The sequence below is a fragment of the Pseudomonas sp. GW822-FHT05A08 genome (genome assembly GCF_058800485.1).
Window position 1 is genome coordinate 5,635,790 of record NZ_CM179511.1, and the last position, 15,917, is coordinate 5,651,706.

16 protein-coding genes are annotated in these 15,917 nt (G+C 62.7%); 8 read left to right on the forward strand and 8 right to left on the reverse strand.

Annotated features, from left to right (window positions below; genetic code table 11):
- Nucleotides 1-4: 4 nt before the first annotated feature.
- The 3 genes from AC3RCP_RS25305 to colR all read right to left on the reverse strand — a co-directional run bounded on the left by AC3RCP_RS25305 (nucleotide 5) and on the right by colR (nucleotide 2,828).
- Nucleotides 5-685, reverse strand: coding sequence for a class I SAM-dependent methyltransferase (locus AC3RCP_RS25305; protein ID WP_492570790.1), 681 nt, complete (start codon nucleotides 683-685; stop codon nucleotides 5-7).
- Nucleotides 686-874: 189 nt separating this feature from the next.
- Nucleotides 875-2,155 carry a sensor histidine kinase gene (locus AC3RCP_RS25310; RefSeq protein ID WP_053262437.1) on the reverse strand — a complete coding sequence of 427 codons (1,281 nt, stop codon included), beginning with the start codon at nucleotides 2,153-2,155 and terminating at the stop codon, nucleotides 875-877.
- Nucleotides 2,145-2,828: a two-component system response regulator ColR gene (gene colR, locus AC3RCP_RS25315; protein ID WP_009050537.1), complete on the reverse strand. Its 684-nt coding sequence runs from the start codon at nucleotides 2,826-2,828 to the stop codon at nucleotides 2,145-2,147. The genes AC3RCP_RS25310 and colR overlap by 11 nt, the downstream gene beginning before the upstream one ends.
- A gap of 219 nt (nucleotides 2,829-3,047) precedes the next feature.
- On the opposite strand from colR, the gene AC3RCP_RS25320 reads away from it, so the two are divergent.
- Nucleotides 3,048-3,791 carry a phosphatase PAP2 family protein gene (locus AC3RCP_RS25320; protein WP_007932711.1) on the forward strand — a complete coding sequence of 248 codons (744 nt, stop codon included), beginning with the start codon at nucleotides 3,048-3,050 and terminating at the stop codon, nucleotides 3,789-3,791.
- Between the two features lie 152 nt (nucleotides 3,792-3,943).
- On the opposite strand, the gene groL is transcribed toward AC3RCP_RS25320, so the two are convergent.
- The 4 genes from groL to AC3RCP_RS25340 form a co-directional block, all read right to left on the reverse strand.
- Entirely contained in the window at nucleotides 3,944-5,587 is a 1,644-nt protein-coding gene (groL, locus tag AC3RCP_RS25325; RefSeq protein ID WP_007932705.1) for a chaperonin GroEL, read from the reverse strand.
- Between the two features lie 49 nt (nucleotides 5,588-5,636).
- Nucleotides 5,637-5,930: a co-chaperone GroES gene (locus AC3RCP_RS25330; protein WP_007932704.1), complete on the reverse strand. Its 294-nt coding sequence runs from the start codon at nucleotides 5,928-5,930 to the stop codon at nucleotides 5,637-5,639.
- Nucleotides 5,931-6,183: 253 nt separating this feature from the next.
- Nucleotides 6,184-6,660 (reverse strand): FxsA family protein, encoded by a 477-nt coding sequence (locus AC3RCP_RS25335; protein ID WP_009045354.1) that lies wholly within the window; start codon nucleotides 6,658-6,660, stop codon nucleotides 6,184-6,186.
- Nucleotides 6,661-6,726: 66 nt separating this feature from the next.
- Nucleotides 6,727-7,458, reverse strand: a complete 732-nt coding sequence (locus tag AC3RCP_RS25340) for a HugZ family pyridoxamine 5'-phosphate oxidase (protein ID WP_492570789.1) — start codon at nucleotides 7,456-7,458, stop codon at nucleotides 6,727-6,729.
- A 163-nt stretch (nucleotides 7,459-7,621) separates the two neighbouring features.
- Here AC3RCP_RS25340 and AC3RCP_RS25345 point away from each other — a divergent pair, with 163 nt between their 5' ends.
- On the forward strand, nucleotides 7,622-8,380 hold the full coding sequence (locus AC3RCP_RS25345) for an SDR family oxidoreductase (RefSeq protein ID WP_492570788.1): 759 nt from the start codon (nucleotides 7,622-7,624) through the stop codon (nucleotides 8,378-8,380).
- Between the two features lie 69 nt (nucleotides 8,381-8,449).
- Here the strand turns inward: AC3RCP_RS25345 and apbC are convergent, their stop codons facing one another.
- Nucleotides 8,450-9,544 carry an iron-sulfur cluster carrier protein ApbC gene (gene apbC, locus AC3RCP_RS25350; RefSeq protein WP_009045357.1) on the reverse strand — a complete coding sequence of 365 codons (1,095 nt, stop codon included), beginning with the start codon at nucleotides 9,542-9,544 and terminating at the stop codon, nucleotides 8,450-8,452.
- A gap of 195 nt (nucleotides 9,545-9,739) precedes the next feature.
- Between apbC and metG the strand changes: the two genes are divergently transcribed.
- The 6 genes from metG (at nucleotide 9,740) to AC3RCP_RS25380 (ending at nucleotide 15,910) form a co-directional block, all read left to right on the forward strand.
- On the forward strand, nucleotides 9,740-11,791 hold the full coding sequence (gene metG / locus AC3RCP_RS25355) for a methionine--tRNA ligase (RefSeq protein ID WP_009045358.1): 2,052 nt from the start codon (nucleotides 9,740-9,742) through the stop codon (nucleotides 11,789-11,791).
- Between the two features lie 132 nt (nucleotides 11,792-11,923).
- Entirely contained in the window at nucleotides 11,924-12,511 is a 588-nt protein-coding gene (locus AC3RCP_RS25360; protein WP_101338938.1) for an Rnf-Nqr domain containing protein, read from the forward strand.
- The gene (gene rsxB, locus AC3RCP_RS25365; RefSeq protein ID WP_492570787.1) at nucleotides 12,508-13,728 is read left to right on the forward strand and encodes an electron transport complex subunit RsxB; all 1,221 of its coding nucleotides are present in this window, start codon (nucleotides 12,508-12,510) and stop codon (nucleotides 13,726-13,728) included. The genes AC3RCP_RS25360 and rsxB overlap by 4 nt, the downstream gene beginning before the upstream one ends.
- A complete protein-coding gene (locus AC3RCP_RS25370) occupies nucleotides 13,715-14,710 on the forward strand; it encodes an RnfABCDGE type electron transport complex subunit D (RefSeq protein ID WP_492570786.1) in 996 nt (331 codons plus the stop codon). The genes rsxB and AC3RCP_RS25370 overlap by 14 nt, the downstream gene beginning before the upstream one ends.
- Nucleotides 14,707-15,318 carry an RnfABCDGE type electron transport complex subunit G gene (locus AC3RCP_RS25375; RefSeq protein ID WP_101338941.1) on the forward strand — a complete coding sequence of 204 codons (612 nt, stop codon included), beginning with the start codon at nucleotides 14,707-14,709 and terminating at the stop codon, nucleotides 15,316-15,318. The genes AC3RCP_RS25370 and AC3RCP_RS25375 overlap by 4 nt, the downstream gene beginning before the upstream one ends.
- On the forward strand, nucleotides 15,311-15,910 hold the full coding sequence (locus AC3RCP_RS25380) for an Rnf-Nqr domain containing protein (protein ID WP_492570785.1): 600 nt from the start codon (nucleotides 15,311-15,313) through the stop codon (nucleotides 15,908-15,910). The genes AC3RCP_RS25375 and AC3RCP_RS25380 overlap by 8 nt, the downstream gene beginning before the upstream one ends.
- Nucleotides 15,911-15,917 lie beyond the last annotated feature (7 nt).

Consider the following 15,917-nt stretch of genomic DNA (forward strand, 5'->3'; position numbering starts at 1 on the left):
CCTGTTACCTCTTGCGTAATACGTAGACTCGCCACATGGCGTAGAGCGGAAAAAAGTCCAGATGATCCTGAACGCGAAACCCGGCCTGCTTGAATTCTTCTTCAACCGTGGCAGCCGGTAACACAAAACGGTTCTGGTAACCTTCCTGCCCGGATTCCTCCTTGCGCCGCACTTCCATGCGCTTGCGTTTCCAGGCCTTGAAATTGCCATCGACCCACAGTGAAACGATCACGCTGTCCCGGGTAACCCGCTGGAACTCCCGGAGCAGAGCCAGGCGATGGGACGACTCGCCAATGTGGTGCAGCAGCCGCATGCAGAAAATGCTGTCAACGGCGTTATCCGGCAAGTCGATGTCGAAGGCAGACGTCTGCAAGGGTTGTACCCGTTTCACCACGTCGGCCGGTTGCGCCACCGTGGCGATCTTCAACATCGCCGCGGAATTGTCCGCACCGATGATCACGCGGTTGGGTTTCTCCGCCAGCAACGGCCAGAAACGCCCGGTACCACAGGGCAGGTCAAGCACCAGCCCCGGCTCTCCGGCCATGGCCAGCGCCGCACGCGCCAACTGCTCGTCGCGCTTGTGGGACAGACGGCGAGCGACGCCATCCTGATGCTTGAGCAGATACTCCTGAGCGTGCTGTTCGTCGTACTTCTCGGAAAATTCCAGCTTGATCGGGGTCGCCATCACACAGTCTCCTGAATCTGATGGCCCCACCTTAGGCAGCGGCTTGTCAGCGTCAGGTCATGTCTTTGTGAAAACTTCGTCCGGTCCAGAGTGGAAATATTTCAGAGTTTTACAGGCTCCCATAAGTGGCCTGGGGCCATCAACCGGGGAAATTCCCGTGACGACCCACGCAGCAGTCATGGAGACCCATCATGCCGTGCGGCGGTTCAACTCGACATGAAACCGGCAGCCGTTGGGCTCCATGGTGCTGAGGCTGACGCTCCAGCCCTGGTCCTCGCAGATCCGCTGCACCAGCGACAGGCCCAGGCCCAGGCCCTCGCCGCGCTTCTCGTTGCCGCGCACGAAAGGCTCGAACATCGCCTCGCGTTTCTCCTCGGGAATGCCCACACCGCTGTCCTCGACCACAAAGCCGCTCGGCTCAAGGCTCAAGCGAATGAAGCCGTGCTCGGTGTAATGCAAGGCATTGCGCAGCAGGTTGCCCATCACCGCGTGCAAAAAGGTGGCGTTATAGCGGGTGTCCAGCGGCTGGCCGGCGTCGAAGATCAGCTCCAGGCCCTTTTGCCGGATCGGTCCGCCCCACAGGCCCATCAGGTCCTCGGCCACCTGGCTCAAGGTTGCCTGGGGCGACATGCCGCCGTCTTCGCGCTGGGCGCGGGCCAGCATCAGGAAGGTCTGGACCAGCTCGCGCATTTCGCCGCATGCCCGGGCGATACGCTCGACCTGCGCCCGACCGCGCTGATCGATCGCCGGGTTTTCCAGCAACAACTCGCAGGAACTGGCCAGCACCATCAGCGGCGTACGCAGTTCGTGGCTGACATCGCTGGTGAACAGGCGCTCGCGGTTCAGGGCCTGGCGCAAGCGCCCCAGGGTGGCGTCGAAGGCCACCGCCAGTTCCCCCACTTCGTCGGCCGCGTAGTCCGGTGCCAATGGTGGCGCCAGCCCCAGCAACTGGTCGCGGTGGCGCACCTGCCGCGCCAGCCTTACCACCGGCGCCATGACCCGACGCGCCAGCACCCAGCCGAGGAACACTGCCAAGGCCAGGCTCAGCACAAAGCCCACCAGCACCACCGCGAAGAGCACCCGTTCGCGCTCTTCGAAATCGCTCTGGTCCTGCAGCAGCACATAGCGTCGACCGTCGACCACTTCGACCATGGCGTGATACGACAGCTGTTCGCGGAAGACCTCATGAAAGCCCGGATCCAGATGCCGCAGATCCTTGGGCAGCTCGAAATCGCCGCGCCCGCCACTGAAATAAAACAGCTGGTCCGGCTCGGGACGGTGGCTCCAGTCGGAAACGTTGTCCATCAACAGCAGACGCTGAAGGTCACCCCCCAGGCCCGCGGAAATCAGCTTCTCTTCCACCAGGTGCACCGTCGCCACGATACCCAGGGCGAAGGCTCCAGCGACCAGCGCGCTCATCAGCGCAAAGGCGATGATGATCCGCTGGGAAAGGCTTTGCTTAAACTCCATCACGACCCTCGGCCAGGCGGTAACCGACACCGTGCACGGTATGCAGCAACGGTTTGCCGAACGGCTTGTCGATCACCTGGCGCAATTGGTGGACATGGCTGCGCAGGCTGTCGCTGTCCGGGCAGTCGTCGCCCCACAGCGCCTCTTCGAGAATTTCCCGGCGCAGCACATGGGGGCTCTTCTGCATCAGCACCGCCAGCAACTTGAGCCCCACCGGGTTGAGCTTGAGCAGGCGCCCTTCGCGGGTGACCTCCAGGGTGTCGAGGTCATAACTCAGGTCGCCGACCTGCAGGGCCCGGCGCCCGCCGCCCTGGGTCCGGCGCATGACCGCCTCGACCCGCGCGGCCAGCTCGGACAAGGCGAAGGGCTTGACCAGGTAATCGTCGGCCCCGGACTTGAAGCCTTGCAGGCGATCGTCCAGTTGATCGCGGGCGGTGAGCATGATCACCGGCGTATCGCGGCGGGCATCTTCGCGCAGGCGCTTGCACAGGGTGTAACCGTCGATACCCGGCAGCATGATGTCGAGCACGATCAGGTCGTAATGTTCGGTGGCGGCCAGGTGCAGGCCCGACAGACCGTCCTGGGCGCAGTCCACGGTGTAGCCTTTAAGCCCCAGGTAGTCGGCCAGGTTGGCCAGAATATCGCGGTTGTCTTCAACCAGTAGAATTCGCATGGGCACTCTCTCCGCACACAGTTACGGCCGTCTTGGCTCGCGCAGCTTAAGGCCAAGCGTGGCTGACGGCTAGGGTTGTTCAAGCCCCCGGGGCGAATGCCGCCGCAGGGTTCCAGGGCCTTGACGAGTTTTTCACCCAGGGTTCACACGCTGACGACAAGGGCCGCTCCAGACTCCGCGGGAACCCGCGACCGCAACGCTTCCTTCGAAGGACTTTCCATGGCTTTGACCCTCGCCCGCCCCGCCTCCAGAGCGCTGAACTGGTGGATCTGCCTGGGCATACCCGCCCTGGCTGCCGTCATCCTGCTGCTGCTTGAACTGACTACCCTGGACATGGACCTGGCCCGGTACTTTTATGACCCCGCCGCTGGCGGTTTCATCGGCGGCCACAGTTATTTCCTGGAAAATATCCTGCATGACCGGGCCAAGCAGCTGGTCATCGTCTTTTCAGTGCTGGCCATTGTCGGCTTCATCGGCGCCTTCTTCGTCCAGCGTCTCAAGCCGTTCAAGCGCGAACTGGGTTGCCTGGTGCTGTCCCTGGGCCTGGCCACCGCCTTTGTCACCCCGGTCAAGGCGGTCACCGCCGTGCAGTGCCCGTGGAGCCTGAAAGAGTTCGGCGGCAAGGAAACCTACAGCGAACTGCTCAGCCCCCGGCCAGCGACCGACAAGCCTGGTCGCTGCTGGCCAGGCGGCCATGCCGCTACCGGTTTCACCCTGTTCGCGCTGTTTTTTGTCCTGCGTGATCGCCGCCCGCGCCTGGCGCGCAAGGCGCTGGTGTTCGCCTTTGCCCTCGGCACGGTGTTCTCGGTCGGGCGCATGCTGCAGGGCGCGCACTTCTTCTCCCACAACGTCTGGACCGCGATCTTCTGCTGGCTGATCTGCCTGGGGGCGTACTACTTCATTCTCTATCGACCGGCAGCCAAGGCCGATCCGGCGATGGAGGTGGAGCCGGTGAAGGCCTGAGGTCTTTTCACGAGCGAGCCCTCCCTACAAAACCACGCACACCTGTAGGAGCACGCTTGCTCGCGGCGATGGCCCAGGCAAAAACGCCCACCCATAAAAAAGCCCCGCCGGCTTTCGCCGGCGGGGCTTTTTCGTACAGGGGTAAGGCTGGCTTACATCATGCCGCCCATGCCACCCATGCCGCCCATGTCTGGCATGCCGCCAGCTGCAGGCTTGTCTTCAACGATTTCAGCAACAGCCGCTTCGGTGGTCAGGATCAGACCGCCGATGGAGGATGCCGCTTGCAGCGCCGAACGGGTCACCTTGGTTGGGTCCAGGATGCCCATTTCGATCATGTCGCCGTATTCGCTGGTAGCAGCGTTGTAACCGTAGTTACCTTCACCCTGCTTGACCTTGTCGACCACTACGCTTGGCTCGTCGCCGGAGTTGGCAACGATCTGGCGCAGAGGTGCTTCGACAGCGCGACGCAGAACAGCGATACCCACGTCCTGGTCGGCGTTGTCGCCTTTCAGGCCGCTGATCGATTGCAGGGCACGGATCAGGGCTACGCCACCGCCAGGTACCACGCCTTCTTCAACGGCTGCACGGGTAGCGTGCAGGGCGTCTTCAACGCGGGCTTTCTTCTCTTTCATTTCAACTTCGGAACCGGCGCCAACCTTGATCACCGCAACGCCGCCGGACAGCTTGGCCAGACGCTCTTGCAGTTTTTCACGGTCGTAGTCGGACGAAGTGTCGGCCACTTGTTGACGGATCTGGGTCACACGAGCCTGGATGTCCGCTTCAACGCCAGCACCGTCGATGATGGTGGTGTTTTCTTTGGACAGGATCACGCGCTTGGCGTTACCCAGGTGCTCCAGGGTAGTGCTTTCCAGGCTCAGGCCGATCTCTTCGGAGATGACGGTACCGCCGGTCAGGACGGCGATGTCCTGCAGCATGGCCTTGCGACGGTCGCCGAAGCCTGGTGCCTTGACGGCAGCGACTTTGACGATGCCACGCATGTTGTTCACAACCAGAGTCGCCAGGGCTTCGCCTTCAACGTCTTCAGCCACGATCAGCAGTGGGCGGCCGGCTTTGGCAACGGCTTCCAGCACTGGCAGCATTTCGCGGATGTTGGAGATCTTCTTGTCCACCAGCAGGATCAGCGGGCCGTCCAGCTCGGCGACCATGGTGTCCGGCTTGTTGATGAAGTAAGGGGACAGGTAGCCACGGTCGAACTGCATGCCTTCAACGACAGACAGTTCGTTTTCCAGGCCCGAGCCTTCTTCAACGGTGATCACGCCTTCTTTACCGACTTTTTCCATGGCTTCGGCAATGATGTCGCCGATGGAGTTGTCGGAGTTGGCGGAGATGGTGCCGACCTGAGCGATGGCCTTGGAATCGGCGCATGGCTTGGACAGACCTTTGAGCTCTTTGACGATGGCGATGGTCGCCTTGTCGATGCCGCGTTTCAGGTCCATCGGGTTCATGCCGGCAGCGACGGCTTTCAGGCCTTCGTTGACGATCGACTGAGCCAGTACGGTGGCGGTGGTGGTACCGTCGCCGGCGTCATCGTTGGCACGGGAAGCAACGTCTTTTACCAGCTGCGCGCCCATGTTTTCGAAGCGATCTTTCAGCTCGATTTCTTTGGCGACGGAAACGCCGTCCTTGGTGATGGTCGGAGCGCCGAAGCTCTTCTCGATGATCACGTTACGGCCTTTCGGGCCCAGGGTCGCTTTTACCGCGTCAGCCAGGACGTTAACGCCGGTGAGCATTTTCTTGCGGGCGGAGTCGCCGAATTTAACTTCTTTAGCAGCCATGATCGATATTCCTTAAATACTTTGTAGTAACGGGAAAATGAGCGGGTAATCAGCCTTCGATAACGGCGAGAATTTCGTTCTCAGCCATTACCAGCAGGTCTTCGCCGTCTACCTTCACAGTGTTGCTGCCGGAGTAAGGGCCGAACACAACCTTGTCACCCACTTTCACGGCCAGCGCACGTACTTCACCGTTTTCCAGAGCGCGGCCTGGACCTACAGCAAGAACTTCACCGGTGTTGGCTTTTTCAGCAGCCGAACCTGGCAGAACGATACCGCCAGCGGTTTTCTTCTCTTCTTCGCTGCGACGGATAACGACGCGGTCATGCAGAGGACGAAGCTTCATTGTCGATCTCTCCTAATTATGGTTTTCAGCGGCCGGTGTCGTTACCGGCGGGTTAACAAATCCGGCGTGGCCGGTTGCGGCTCGACGAGCGAGACGCGGAAGTCTGTCTGGTGTCGCCACCAGAAACCTTGCGGTGACCGATACATGTGGGCGCATATGCTTATTACAAGGGCTGCCCAATGAATTTTTTTAGATTTTCAGTCGGGCAAAACGAACACGGCACCCGAAGGTGCCGTGTCGATCATTGAGAGACTCAGGAATCGCGGTGCTCGAACTCGCCTTCGATCACATTCGGCTCACGCCCCAGAGGGCGCTGCGGCGCGGGTCCGCCACGGGCAGCCTGCATGTCGTCGGCGAAGGCACGCTGACGAATGGCCTGTTCTTCGGCGCGCTGGCGCATCTTGTTGGCCAGCAGGCGACGGGTGATCGGCAACAGCATGAACAGGCCGAAGATATCGCTGATGAAGCCAGGCAGGATCAACAGGCCGCCCGCCAGGGCCAGCATCAAGCCTTCGAGCATGGTCTGGGCCGGCAGCTCGCCGCGGTTCAGGCTTTCACGGGCACGCAATGCCGTGGCCAGCCCCGCGACGCGCAGGACCAGCACACCCAGCATCGAGCCCAGGATGATCAGCAGCAGCGCCGGGAAAAACCCGATCGCACCGCTGACTTTGACGAAGACGAACAGCTCTAGCACCGGGAACAGCAGAAAGAGCAACAGAAAAGGGCGCATCAAATGGTTTCCTCTACGGAAGAATGCCTTCCAGTAGACCCTAGATGACGTCGGCAATTCGTGAATTCAAGCCTCGGCCCCGGCATTTTTCGGCCATTGCTCGGCGTGAGCCAGAAAAACCAAGGCCTCGCGTACTTGTGTCGGCGTATTACAAGGGCTTGGGAACGGCAGCCAGTACAACCCCTGGCCGATCCGCAGGTGCATGCCCTCGGTATCGATGCCGGCCAGTTGCGCCGCGGCAGTTTTCGGCAGGCCGGCCAGGTCCACGTAATGGGCGATCGCCTTGGCGTGATCGCTGTTCATGTGCTCGACCATGCTCAGCTCGGCCTTGCCGGCGAACGGGTTGGCCAGCGTCACCTGGTCGATCCAGTGGATCGCGCCAAAGCCGCCGATGTAGCGATGACGTACCGGCTTGAGCCGCCAGAAATCGAAATCGTGGGCCTTGTGGTAGTTCTGCGACTCCGGGAAATACCGGTAGTAACGTTCGGCGGCCGCCTCGATCGCCGCGGCGTCTTCGAGCTTTTCGGCTTCGGCCAGATAGGTCAGGCGCCCCACGGCCTGGACGTCCTCAGCTTCGCGCTCGCCCACCAGCAGCGAACACTTGGGATCCTTCTGCAGGTTATGGGTGTGCTGGGCAATGCGGCTGATCAGGATCAGCGGCTGCCCCTGCTCGTCCAGGCAATAAGGAACCACCGAACCAAAGGGAAAACCCGGCATGGCCTTGGAGTGCGTCGACAGCACGCCACGGTATTCCTTGAGCAGTAATTCTCGTGCATGCTTCGCAGCTTCAACGCTCAATTTATGACTCCTTATATAGAATCCGTCTAAAACGGACGGGCGTCTGGAGCAAAGTTCCAGCGACGCCATCGGGGCAATTCTCAATCTGCAGCCAGGCCATGCCCGACGCACAAGAGAGGCGCCTTGAAAGACACCACTCCAGTTCTGCTTTCGGAGCATGCGAATGCAACTCAATGACAAAGTAATCATTATCACCGGCGGTTGCCAGGGGCTGGGCCGCTCCATGGCGGAGTATTTCGCCAGCAAAGGCGCCAGGCTGGCACTGGTCGACCTGAACCAGGAAAAGCTCGACCAGGCCGTTGCCGCCTGCCAGGCGGCGGGAGTCGAAGCCCGCGCCTACCTGTGCAACGTTGCCAATGAAGAGCAGGTGGAACACATGGTCGCCCAGGTCGCCGAAGACTTCGGCGCCATTCACGGCCTGATCAACAACGCCGGCATCCTGCGCGACGGCCTGCTGCTCAAGGTCAAGGACGGTGAGATGGCCAAGATGAGCCTGGCCCAGTGGCAGTCGGTGATCGACGTCAACCTGACCGGCGTGTTTCTCTGCACCCGCGAAGTCGCGGCAAAGATGGTCGAGCTGAAAACCAGTGGCGCGATCATCAACATCTCGTCGATTTCCCGCGCCGGCAATATCGGCCAGACCAACTACTCCGCGGCCAAGGCCGGGGTCGCCGCGGCGACCGTGACCTGGGCCAAGGAACTGGCGCGCTACGGCATCCGCGTGGCCGGCATCGCACCGGGCTTCATCGAAACCGAAATGACCCTGGGCATGAAACCCGAGGCCCTGGAAAGAATGACCTCCGGCATCCCGCTCAAGCGCATGGGCAAGCCGGAAGAAATCGCTCATTCGGCGGCCTACATCTTCGAGAACGACTATTACACCGGCCGGATTCTCGAGCTGGACGGCGGCCTGCGGATCTGAGCCCGCTCATAAAACATCCATAAAAAAGCCCGGTGCAGCGCACCGGGCTTTTTTGTTGGCCCAACCGGCTCAGTCGTCGCTGACGGTGATGTTCGGCATCGCCGGTGCCGCGGCTTCCTGCAACACGATGCGCGCGCCGACATGGCGGGCCAGTTCCTGATAGACCATGGCGATCTGGCTTTCCGGCTCGGCGATCACGGTCGGCTTGCCACCGTCGGCCTGCTCGCGAATCAGCATCGACAGCGGCAGCGAGGCCAGCAGTTCGACACCGTACTGGGTCGCCAGCTTCTCGCCACCACCCTCGCCAAACAGATGCTCGGCATGGCCGCAGTTGGAGCAGATATGCACGGCCATGTTTTCCACCACACCCAGCACCGGGATGTTGACCTTGCGGAACATCTCCACGCCCTTGCGCGCGTCCAGCAACGCCAGGTCCTGCGGGGTGGTGACGATGACCGCGCCGGCCACCGGGACCTTCTGCGCCAGGGTCAGCTGGATATCGCCGGTGCCCGGCGGCATGTCGATCACCAGGTAGTCCAGGTCGCCCCAGGCGGTCTGGGTCACCAGTTGCAGCAGGGCGCCGGAGACCATCGGCCCGCGCCAGACCATCGGCGTGTTGTCGTCGGTCAGGAAGGCCATGGACATGACCTCGACGCCGTGGGACTTGATCGGCACGAACCACTTCTGGTCCTTGACCTGCGGCCGGGTACCCTCGGCGATGCCGAACATGATGCCCTGGCTCGGGCCATAGATGTCGGCATCGAGAATCCCCACCTTGGCGCCTTCGCGGGCCAGGGCCAGGGCCAGGTTGGCCGCGGTGGTGGACTTGCCCACACCGCCCTTGCCGGATGCCACCGCCACCACGTTCTTGACGTTGGCCAGGCCCGGAATCTGCGCCTGAGCCTTGTGCGCGGCAATCACGCTGGTGACATTGACGCGAGCGATGACCACGCCGTCCATGTTTTCGATGGCCAGCTTCAGCAACTGGGCCCAGCCGCTCTTGAACAGACCGGCGGCATAACCGATCTCCAGTTCGACACGCACCTCGTCGCCCTGGATGTCGATGGAACGGACACAACCGGCGCTGACCGGGTCCTGGTTCAGGTAGGGGTCGGTGTATTGGCGAAGAACGGCTTCCACCGCTGCGCGATTGACGGCGCTCATGGGCAACTCCGATAACAAGACGGGAAAATCAGGCGGCTATCCTACCTGTTCCGTGGCGTGGGCGGGATGCCAAAGCATCATATAGCACGCCCGCCGATGGCTACGACGGCCGCGGAAAACCGGGCTCACGGGGTGAAATATATTTCTCGGCGCTTTATAGTGGCCGACCTCCGTTTCATCAAGTAGCCGAGCCCCATGTCCGAGCCACGCAAGATCCTCGTCACCAGCGCCCTGCCCTATGCCAATGGTTCCATCCATCTTGGCCATATGCTTGAGTACATCCAGACCGATATGTGGGTGCGCTTCCAGAAGCATCGCGGCAACCAATGCATCTATGTCTGCGCGGACGACGCTCACGGCTCGGCCATCATGCTGCGCGCGGAAAAGGAAGGCATCACCCCGGAACAACTGATCGCCAACGTCCAGGCCGAACACAGCGCCGACTTTGCCGATTTCCTGGTGGACTTCGACAATTTCCACTCGACCCACGCTGAAGAAAACCGTGAGCTGTCGAGCCAGATCTACCTGAAGCTGCGCGACGCCGGGCACATCGCCACGCGCTCGATCACTCAGTATTTCGACCCGGAAAAACAAATGTTCCTGGCCGACCGCTTCATCAAGGGCACCTGCCCGAAATGCGGCACCGAGGACCAGTACGGCGACAACTGCGAAAAATGCGGCGCCACCTACGCGCCGACCGACCTGAAGGATCCGAAGTCGGCGATTTCCGGCGCCACCCCGGTGCTCAAGGATTCCCAGCATTTCTTCTTCAAGCTGCCGGACTTCCAGCAGATGCTGCAGCAATGGACCCGCAGCGGCACCCTGCAGGACGCCGTGGCGAACAAGATCGCCGAATGGCTGGATGTCGGCCTGCAGCAGTGGGATATCTCCCGCGACGCGCCGTATTTCGGCTTCGAGATCCCCGACGAGCCGGGCAAGTACTTCTACGTCTGGCTGGACGCGCCGATCGGCTACATGGCCAGCTTCAAGAACCTGTGCAACCGCACGCCGGAGCTGGACTTCGATGCGTTCTGGGGCAAGGACTCGACCGCCGAGCTGTACCACTTCATCGGCAAGGACATCGTCAACTTCCACGCGCTGTTCTGGCCCGCCATGCTCGAAGGCGCCGGCTACCGCAAGCCGACCGGCATCAACGTGCACGGCTACCTGACCGTCAACGGCCAGAAGATGTCCAAGTCCCGCGGCACCTTCATCAAGGCCCGGACCTACCTCGACCACCTGTCGCCGGAATACCTGCGTTACTACTACGCGGCCAAGCTGGGCCGCGGCGTCGACGACCTGGACCTGAACCTCGAAGACTTCGTGCAGAAGGTCAACTCCGACCTGGTGGGCAAGGTGGTGAACATTGCCAGCCGTTGCGCCGGTTTCATCCACAAAGGCAATGCCGGCGTGCTGGTGGACCAGAACGCCGCTCCGGAGCTGACCGACGCCTTCCTGGCGGCCGCGCCGAGCATCGCCGACGCCTATGAGGCTCGCGACTTCGCCCGCGCCATGCGTGAAATCATGGCCCTGGCCGACCGCGCCAACGCCTGGATCGCCGACAAGGCGCCGTGGTCGTTGAACAAGCAGGAAGGCAAGCAGGATGAGGTCCAGGCCATCTGCGCCACCGGCGTCAACCTGTTCCGCCAGCTGGTGATTTTCCTCAAGCCGGTGCTGCCGCTGCTGGCCGCCGACGCCGAGGCGTTCCTCAATGTCGCCCCGCTGACCTGGAACGACCACCAGCACCTGCTGAGCAACCATCAGCTGAACGCATTCAAGCCGCTGATGACGCGGATCGACCCCGTGAAAGTACAAGCCATGACCGACGCCTCGAAAGAAGACCTGACCGCCAGCCAGACCGACACCGGTGAAGCCAAGCCTGCGGGCAACGGCGAGCTGGCCAAGGATCCGCTGTCGCCGGAAATCGACTTCGACACTTTTGCCGCCGTCGACCTGCGCGTGGCGCTGATCGTCAAGGCCGAGCATGTGGAAGGCGCCGACAAGCTGCTGCGCCTGACCCTGGATATCGGCGACGAGCAACGCAACGTGTTCTCCGGGATCAAGAGCGCTTACCCGGATCCGTCCAAGCTCGACGGTCGCCTGACCATGATGATCGCCAACCTCAAGCCACGGAAAATGAAATTCGGCATCTCCGAAGGCATGGTGATGGCGGCCGGCCCTGGTGGCGAAGAGATCTACCTGCTGAGCCCGGACAGCGGCGCCAAGCCGGGCCAGCGGATCAAGTAACTCCGCTTGCGGGATCGATCCCCCCGTCGCGCCGCTGCGTGGCGGGGGGATTTTCATATCTGGATGGGCCTGCGCCCTTGCCGGATAATTGCCTAGTCTTCAGGTATCCGCCCGCCCTCACCGGCCACGAACATGACCGAGATTGTCCTCACGCTCATCAGCGCTGCCCTGATCAACAACTTCGTGTTGCAGTGGCCGCTGGGCGTCGATCCGCTGTTGCAGGCCAGTGCCGACCCGCAGGTTGCGCGGCGGCGGATCCATGCCCTGGGGATCGCCACCAGTTGCCTGATGCTGCTCTGCAGCCTGCTGGGCTACGGGCTTTATCAGGCGCTGCTGGTACCGCTGGGCCTGGCCTCGCTGCAACTGTTCGTGTTCCTGCCGCTGGGCGTGCTGCTGATCGCACCGCTGCTCAAGCTGCTGACCCGGATGTTGCCCGGGCTGCCATTCGACGGCCTCTGGCCGCTGCTGCTGGGCAATGCCGGTGTACTCGGCGCGTTGCTACTGGCGGTCCAGGCCAATCGCGGGCTCGGTCATGGCCTCGCCCTGGGCCTGGGTGCGGGCCTCGGTTTCTGGCTGGTATTGAGCCTGTTCAGCGACCTGCGCCAGCGCATTCTCAACAACGATGTGCCCCTGCCCTTTCGCGGCCTGCCGATCGACCTGATCAGCGCCGGCCTGATGGCGGTGGCATTTCTCGGTTTCAACGGACTGCTCAACCCATGAGTCTGATTCAACGCATCGACGCCCTGCTGCCGCAGACCCAATGCGGCAAGTGCGGCCACCCCGGATGCAAGCCCTACGCCGAAGGCATCGCCAACGGCGAGGCGATCAACAAGTGCCCGCCCGGCGGCGACGAAACCATTGCCGGCCTGGCCAGGCTGCTGAATATCCCGGTCATGGAACTGGACATCAGTCGCGGCCCGGCGCCGGCCCAGGTGGCCTTTATCCGCGAAGCCGAATGCATCGGCTGCACCAAGTGCATCCAGGCCTGCCCGGTGGATGCCATAGTCGGCGCGGCCAAGCAGATGCACACGGTGCTGATCGACGAATGCACCGGCTGCGATCTCTGCGTGGCGCCGTGCCCGGTGGACTGTATCGAGATGCATCCGCTGCCGCTGAATGACGTATTGCCGATCGTCGGCGGCCTGGCCACCGGTCTCGAAGAACTGCGCGCCCGGACCGCCAAACGCGATCACGCGCGCCAGCGCTTCGAGCGCCGCAATGCCCGGCTGCAACGCGAAGAACAGCACAAGCAGGCTGAACGTGCCGCCCGCGCGCAACGTGCGGCGCAGCCCAGTGAAACCAGCCTGGACCCGGTGCAGGCGGCCATCGAGCGGGTGCGCGCGCAAAAGGCGGCCGCCGCCGATGCGGCGGTGAAAAAAGCCAAGATCGATCTGGCGATGAGCCGGGCCCAGTTGAACAAATCGCTGAAAGCCTTCGGCCATCCGCCGACCTTCGAGCAACAGTCGCAACTGATCGTCCTGCAGCGCCAGTTCATGGCCGCCGAACAGGCTCATGCCCAGCTCGAAAGCGCGGCCGAAACCACGGTCGAAACCCTGGCCTCAGCGCCCCCGGCCAAAGACGCCGAGCTCAAGCGCGCAAAAATCCAGCTGGCGATGCGCCGCGCGGAACTGAAAAAGGCCCAGGCCAACCAGGCGCCTGCCGAGCAACTGGCCAGTCTGCAGCAGGCACTGAAAGACGCAGAACAGGCCTTGCACGCGACCGAAGAAGCCAGCGGGCAACCGGCGCCCAATCTGGTGCGAGTCGAAAAACGCCCGATCGACACCCGCCTGCGGCAACTGAAAACCGAACTGGCTTACGCGCGGGCAGAAGTCAGCAAGCTGGAGCGTCACAGCGACACCCCGCCGCCACTGTTGGCCAAGGCCCGCGAGCGACTGGCCGAAGCCGAGCGCCAGGTACAAGCCCATGACGCCCTTTGAGCAACCGGACGAACGCCTGCGACAAGCCATGCAGCGTGTGCTTCTGGCGACCCTGCCGGGACTGCTGGCGCTGTTCTGGCTGTTTGGCTGGGGGATTCTGATCAACCTGCTGCTGGCCTGTGCCACCGCCCTTGCCGTCGAAGCCGCGGTGCTGCGATTGCGCCAGTGGCCATTGCGTCCTTTCCTTGGCGATGGCAGTGCCCTGGTCAGCGCCACCTTGCTGGCCCTGGCCTTGCCGCCGTATTGCCCGTGGTGGCTGACAGTCAGCGCGGCCGCTTGTGCCTTGCTGTTCGGCAAGCACCTGTATGGTGGCGTCGGCAAGAATCCGTTCAACCCGGCGATGCTCGGTTATGCCCTGGTGCTGGTCTCTTTCCCCCAGCAGATGACTCATTGGCCGGCCTCCCATGGCCTGGACCTGCCGGGCGGCCTGCAGCAGATCTTCGGCATAGCCCTCGACAGCACGGCGCCCGATGCCTGGGCCCAGGCCACGGCACTCGACAGCCTGCGCATCAACAAGAGCCTGACCATCGATGAACTGTTCGCCGGCAATGCCGCCTTCGGCCATTTCGGCGGCAAAGGCGTGGAATGGGTCAACCTGGCCTTTCTCGCCGGCGGCGCCTTTTTGCTGCAGCAACGGGTGTTCAGCTGGCACGCCCCGGCCGGCATGCTCGGCAGCCTGTTCGTCATCAGCCTGCTGTGCTGGAACGGTTCCGGGTCGGACTCCCACGGCTCGCCGTTTTTCCACCTGCTGAGCGGCGCGACCATGCTTGGCGCCTTTTTTATCGTCACCGAGCCGGTCTCCGGCCCGAGGAACGCAAAGGCACGCCTGCTGTTCGGGGTCGGGGTCGGCCTGCTGACTTACCTGATCCGCACCTGGGGCGGTTACCCGGACGGTGTCGCCTTCGCCGTACTGCTGATGAACCTCGCCGTCCCCGCCCTGGAGCGCCTGGCTGCTCCGCCTCCCGAGCCTTCCCTGCCATGAACCGCGCAACGAGTCTGGGAGTGTTGGCACTGCTGGCGGCTGTCGGCGCCACTGGCACTTTCTTCGTCCAGCAGACGACGGCTCCCCGCATCGAGCGCGAACAGCGCGCCATCCAGGCACGCAATCTGCTGGATCTCCTGCCCGTCGACAGCTACGACAATCAGCCGCTGGATCAGCCGCTGGCCATCGATAACATCCAGCTCAGTCACAGCACCCTGCTCGCCGGTTATCGCGCCACGCGCAACGGCCAACCCAGCGCTGTGCTGCTGCGCAGCCAGGTCAGCGGTTATGGCGGCCCGATCGAGCTGCTGATCGGCGTCGCCGCCAACGGCAAACTGCTGGGCAGCAAGGCTCTGCGGCATTCGGAAACGCCCGGGCTGGGCGCGCGCATCGCCGAGCGCCCGAATACCTGGCTGCAGGGTTTTATCGGCAAGTCACTGGGTGATCCGGGCGACGCCGGCTGGGCGCTGAAAAAAGACCATGGCCAATTCGACCAGATGGCCGGGGCCACCATCACCTCACGGGCGGTGGTCGAGGGGATTCACGACAGCCTGCGTTACTTCGACGAGCACCGCGAACAACTGCTGGGAAGTCCCGCCCATGAATAAATCCTCGACCCTGCAGAACGCCCTGATGCTCGCGCCGCTGATGGGCGCCAGCGACTCACTGGTCAAGGCCCTGGGCCTGGCCCTGGTATTTCTCTGTGTGAGCGCGGTATTCGGCCTGTGCATGAATGCCCTGCGCCCACGCCTGGCTGGCCAGGGCCGCCTGGGCGCCAGTATCCTGCTCAGCGCCACGCTCACCAGTTGTGCCATGCTGGCCGCGCAGGCCTGGGCGTTCGAGCTGCAACAACAGTTGGCCCTCTACCTGGGCCTGATTGCCGTGCAATGCGTAGTGCTGGAATACCAGGATTTTTTCCTGCGCCCCGTGCGCTTGCGTTTCGCCGGCCAGTTCTGCCTGCTGCTGATTACCCTGGGTGCATTGCGCGAAGCCTTCGGCAGTGGCTCGATCGGCAATCATCTGCAATGGCTGCTGGGAATGAACGACGTCGACTGGCCAGGCTGGGTTCTGACCGCCCGGGGCGGCTTGCACCTGCTTACACTCGCACCTGGCGGTTTTATCCTGCTGGGGCTGTTGCTGGCCGCCAGGCAAGCCTGGGCCGCTTCTACGACCTCACACCGACCGCCTTCAAGGAAATGACTCACCC

Excerpts from the sequence above, each read along its gene's own strand:
- AC3RCP_RS25305 (WP_492570790.1), bottom strand. The coding sequence starts at position 685 with ATGGCGACCCCGATCAAGCTGGAATTTTCCGAGAAGTACGACGAACAG.
- AC3RCP_RS25310 (WP_053262437.1), bottom strand. The coding sequence starts at position 2,155 with ATGGAGTTTAAGCAAAGCCTTTCCCAGCGGATCATCATCGCCTTTGCG.
- colR (WP_009050537.1), bottom strand. The coding sequence starts at position 2,828 with ATGCGAATTCTACTGGTTGAAGACAACCGCGATATTCTGGCCAACCTG.
- AC3RCP_RS25320 (WP_007932711.1), top strand. The coding sequence starts at position 3,048 with ATGGCTTTGACCCTCGCCCGCCCCGCCTCCAGAGCGCTGAACTGGTGG.
- groL (WP_007932705.1), bottom strand. The coding sequence starts at position 5,587 with ATGGCTGCTAAAGAAGTTAAATTCGGCGACTCCGCCCGCAAGAAAATG.
- AC3RCP_RS25330 (WP_007932704.1), bottom strand. The coding sequence starts at position 5,930 with ATGAAGCTTCGTCCTCTGCATGACCGCGTCGTTATCCGTCGCAGCGAA.
- AC3RCP_RS25335 (WP_009045354.1), bottom strand. The coding sequence starts at position 6,660 with ATGCGCCCTTTTCTGTTGCTCTTTCTGCTGTTCCCGGTGCTAGAGCTG.
- AC3RCP_RS25345 (WP_492570788.1), top strand. The coding sequence starts at position 7,622 with ATGCAACTCAATGACAAAGTAATCATTATCACCGGCGGTTGCCAGGGG.
- apbC (WP_009045357.1), bottom strand. The coding sequence starts at position 9,544 with ATGAGCGCCGTCAATCGCGCAGCGGTGGAAGCCGTTCTTCGCCAATAC.
- metG (WP_009045358.1), top strand. The coding sequence starts at position 9,740 with ATGTCCGAGCCACGCAAGATCCTCGTCACCAGCGCCCTGCCCTATGCC.
- AC3RCP_RS25360 (WP_101338938.1), top strand. The coding sequence starts at position 11,924 with ATGACCGAGATTGTCCTCACGCTCATCAGCGCTGCCCTGATCAACAAC.
- rsxB (WP_492570787.1), top strand. The coding sequence starts at position 12,508 with ATGAGTCTGATTCAACGCATCGACGCCCTGCTGCCGCAGACCCAATGC.
- AC3RCP_RS25370 (WP_492570786.1), top strand. The coding sequence starts at position 13,715 with ATGACGCCCTTTGAGCAACCGGACGAACGCCTGCGACAAGCCATGCAG.
- AC3RCP_RS25375 (WP_101338941.1), top strand. The coding sequence starts at position 14,707 with ATGAACCGCGCAACGAGTCTGGGAGTGTTGGCACTGCTGGCGGCTGTC.
- AC3RCP_RS25380 (WP_492570785.1), top strand. The coding sequence starts at position 15,311 with ATGAATAAATCCTCGACCCTGCAGAACGCCCTGATGCTCGCGCCGCTG.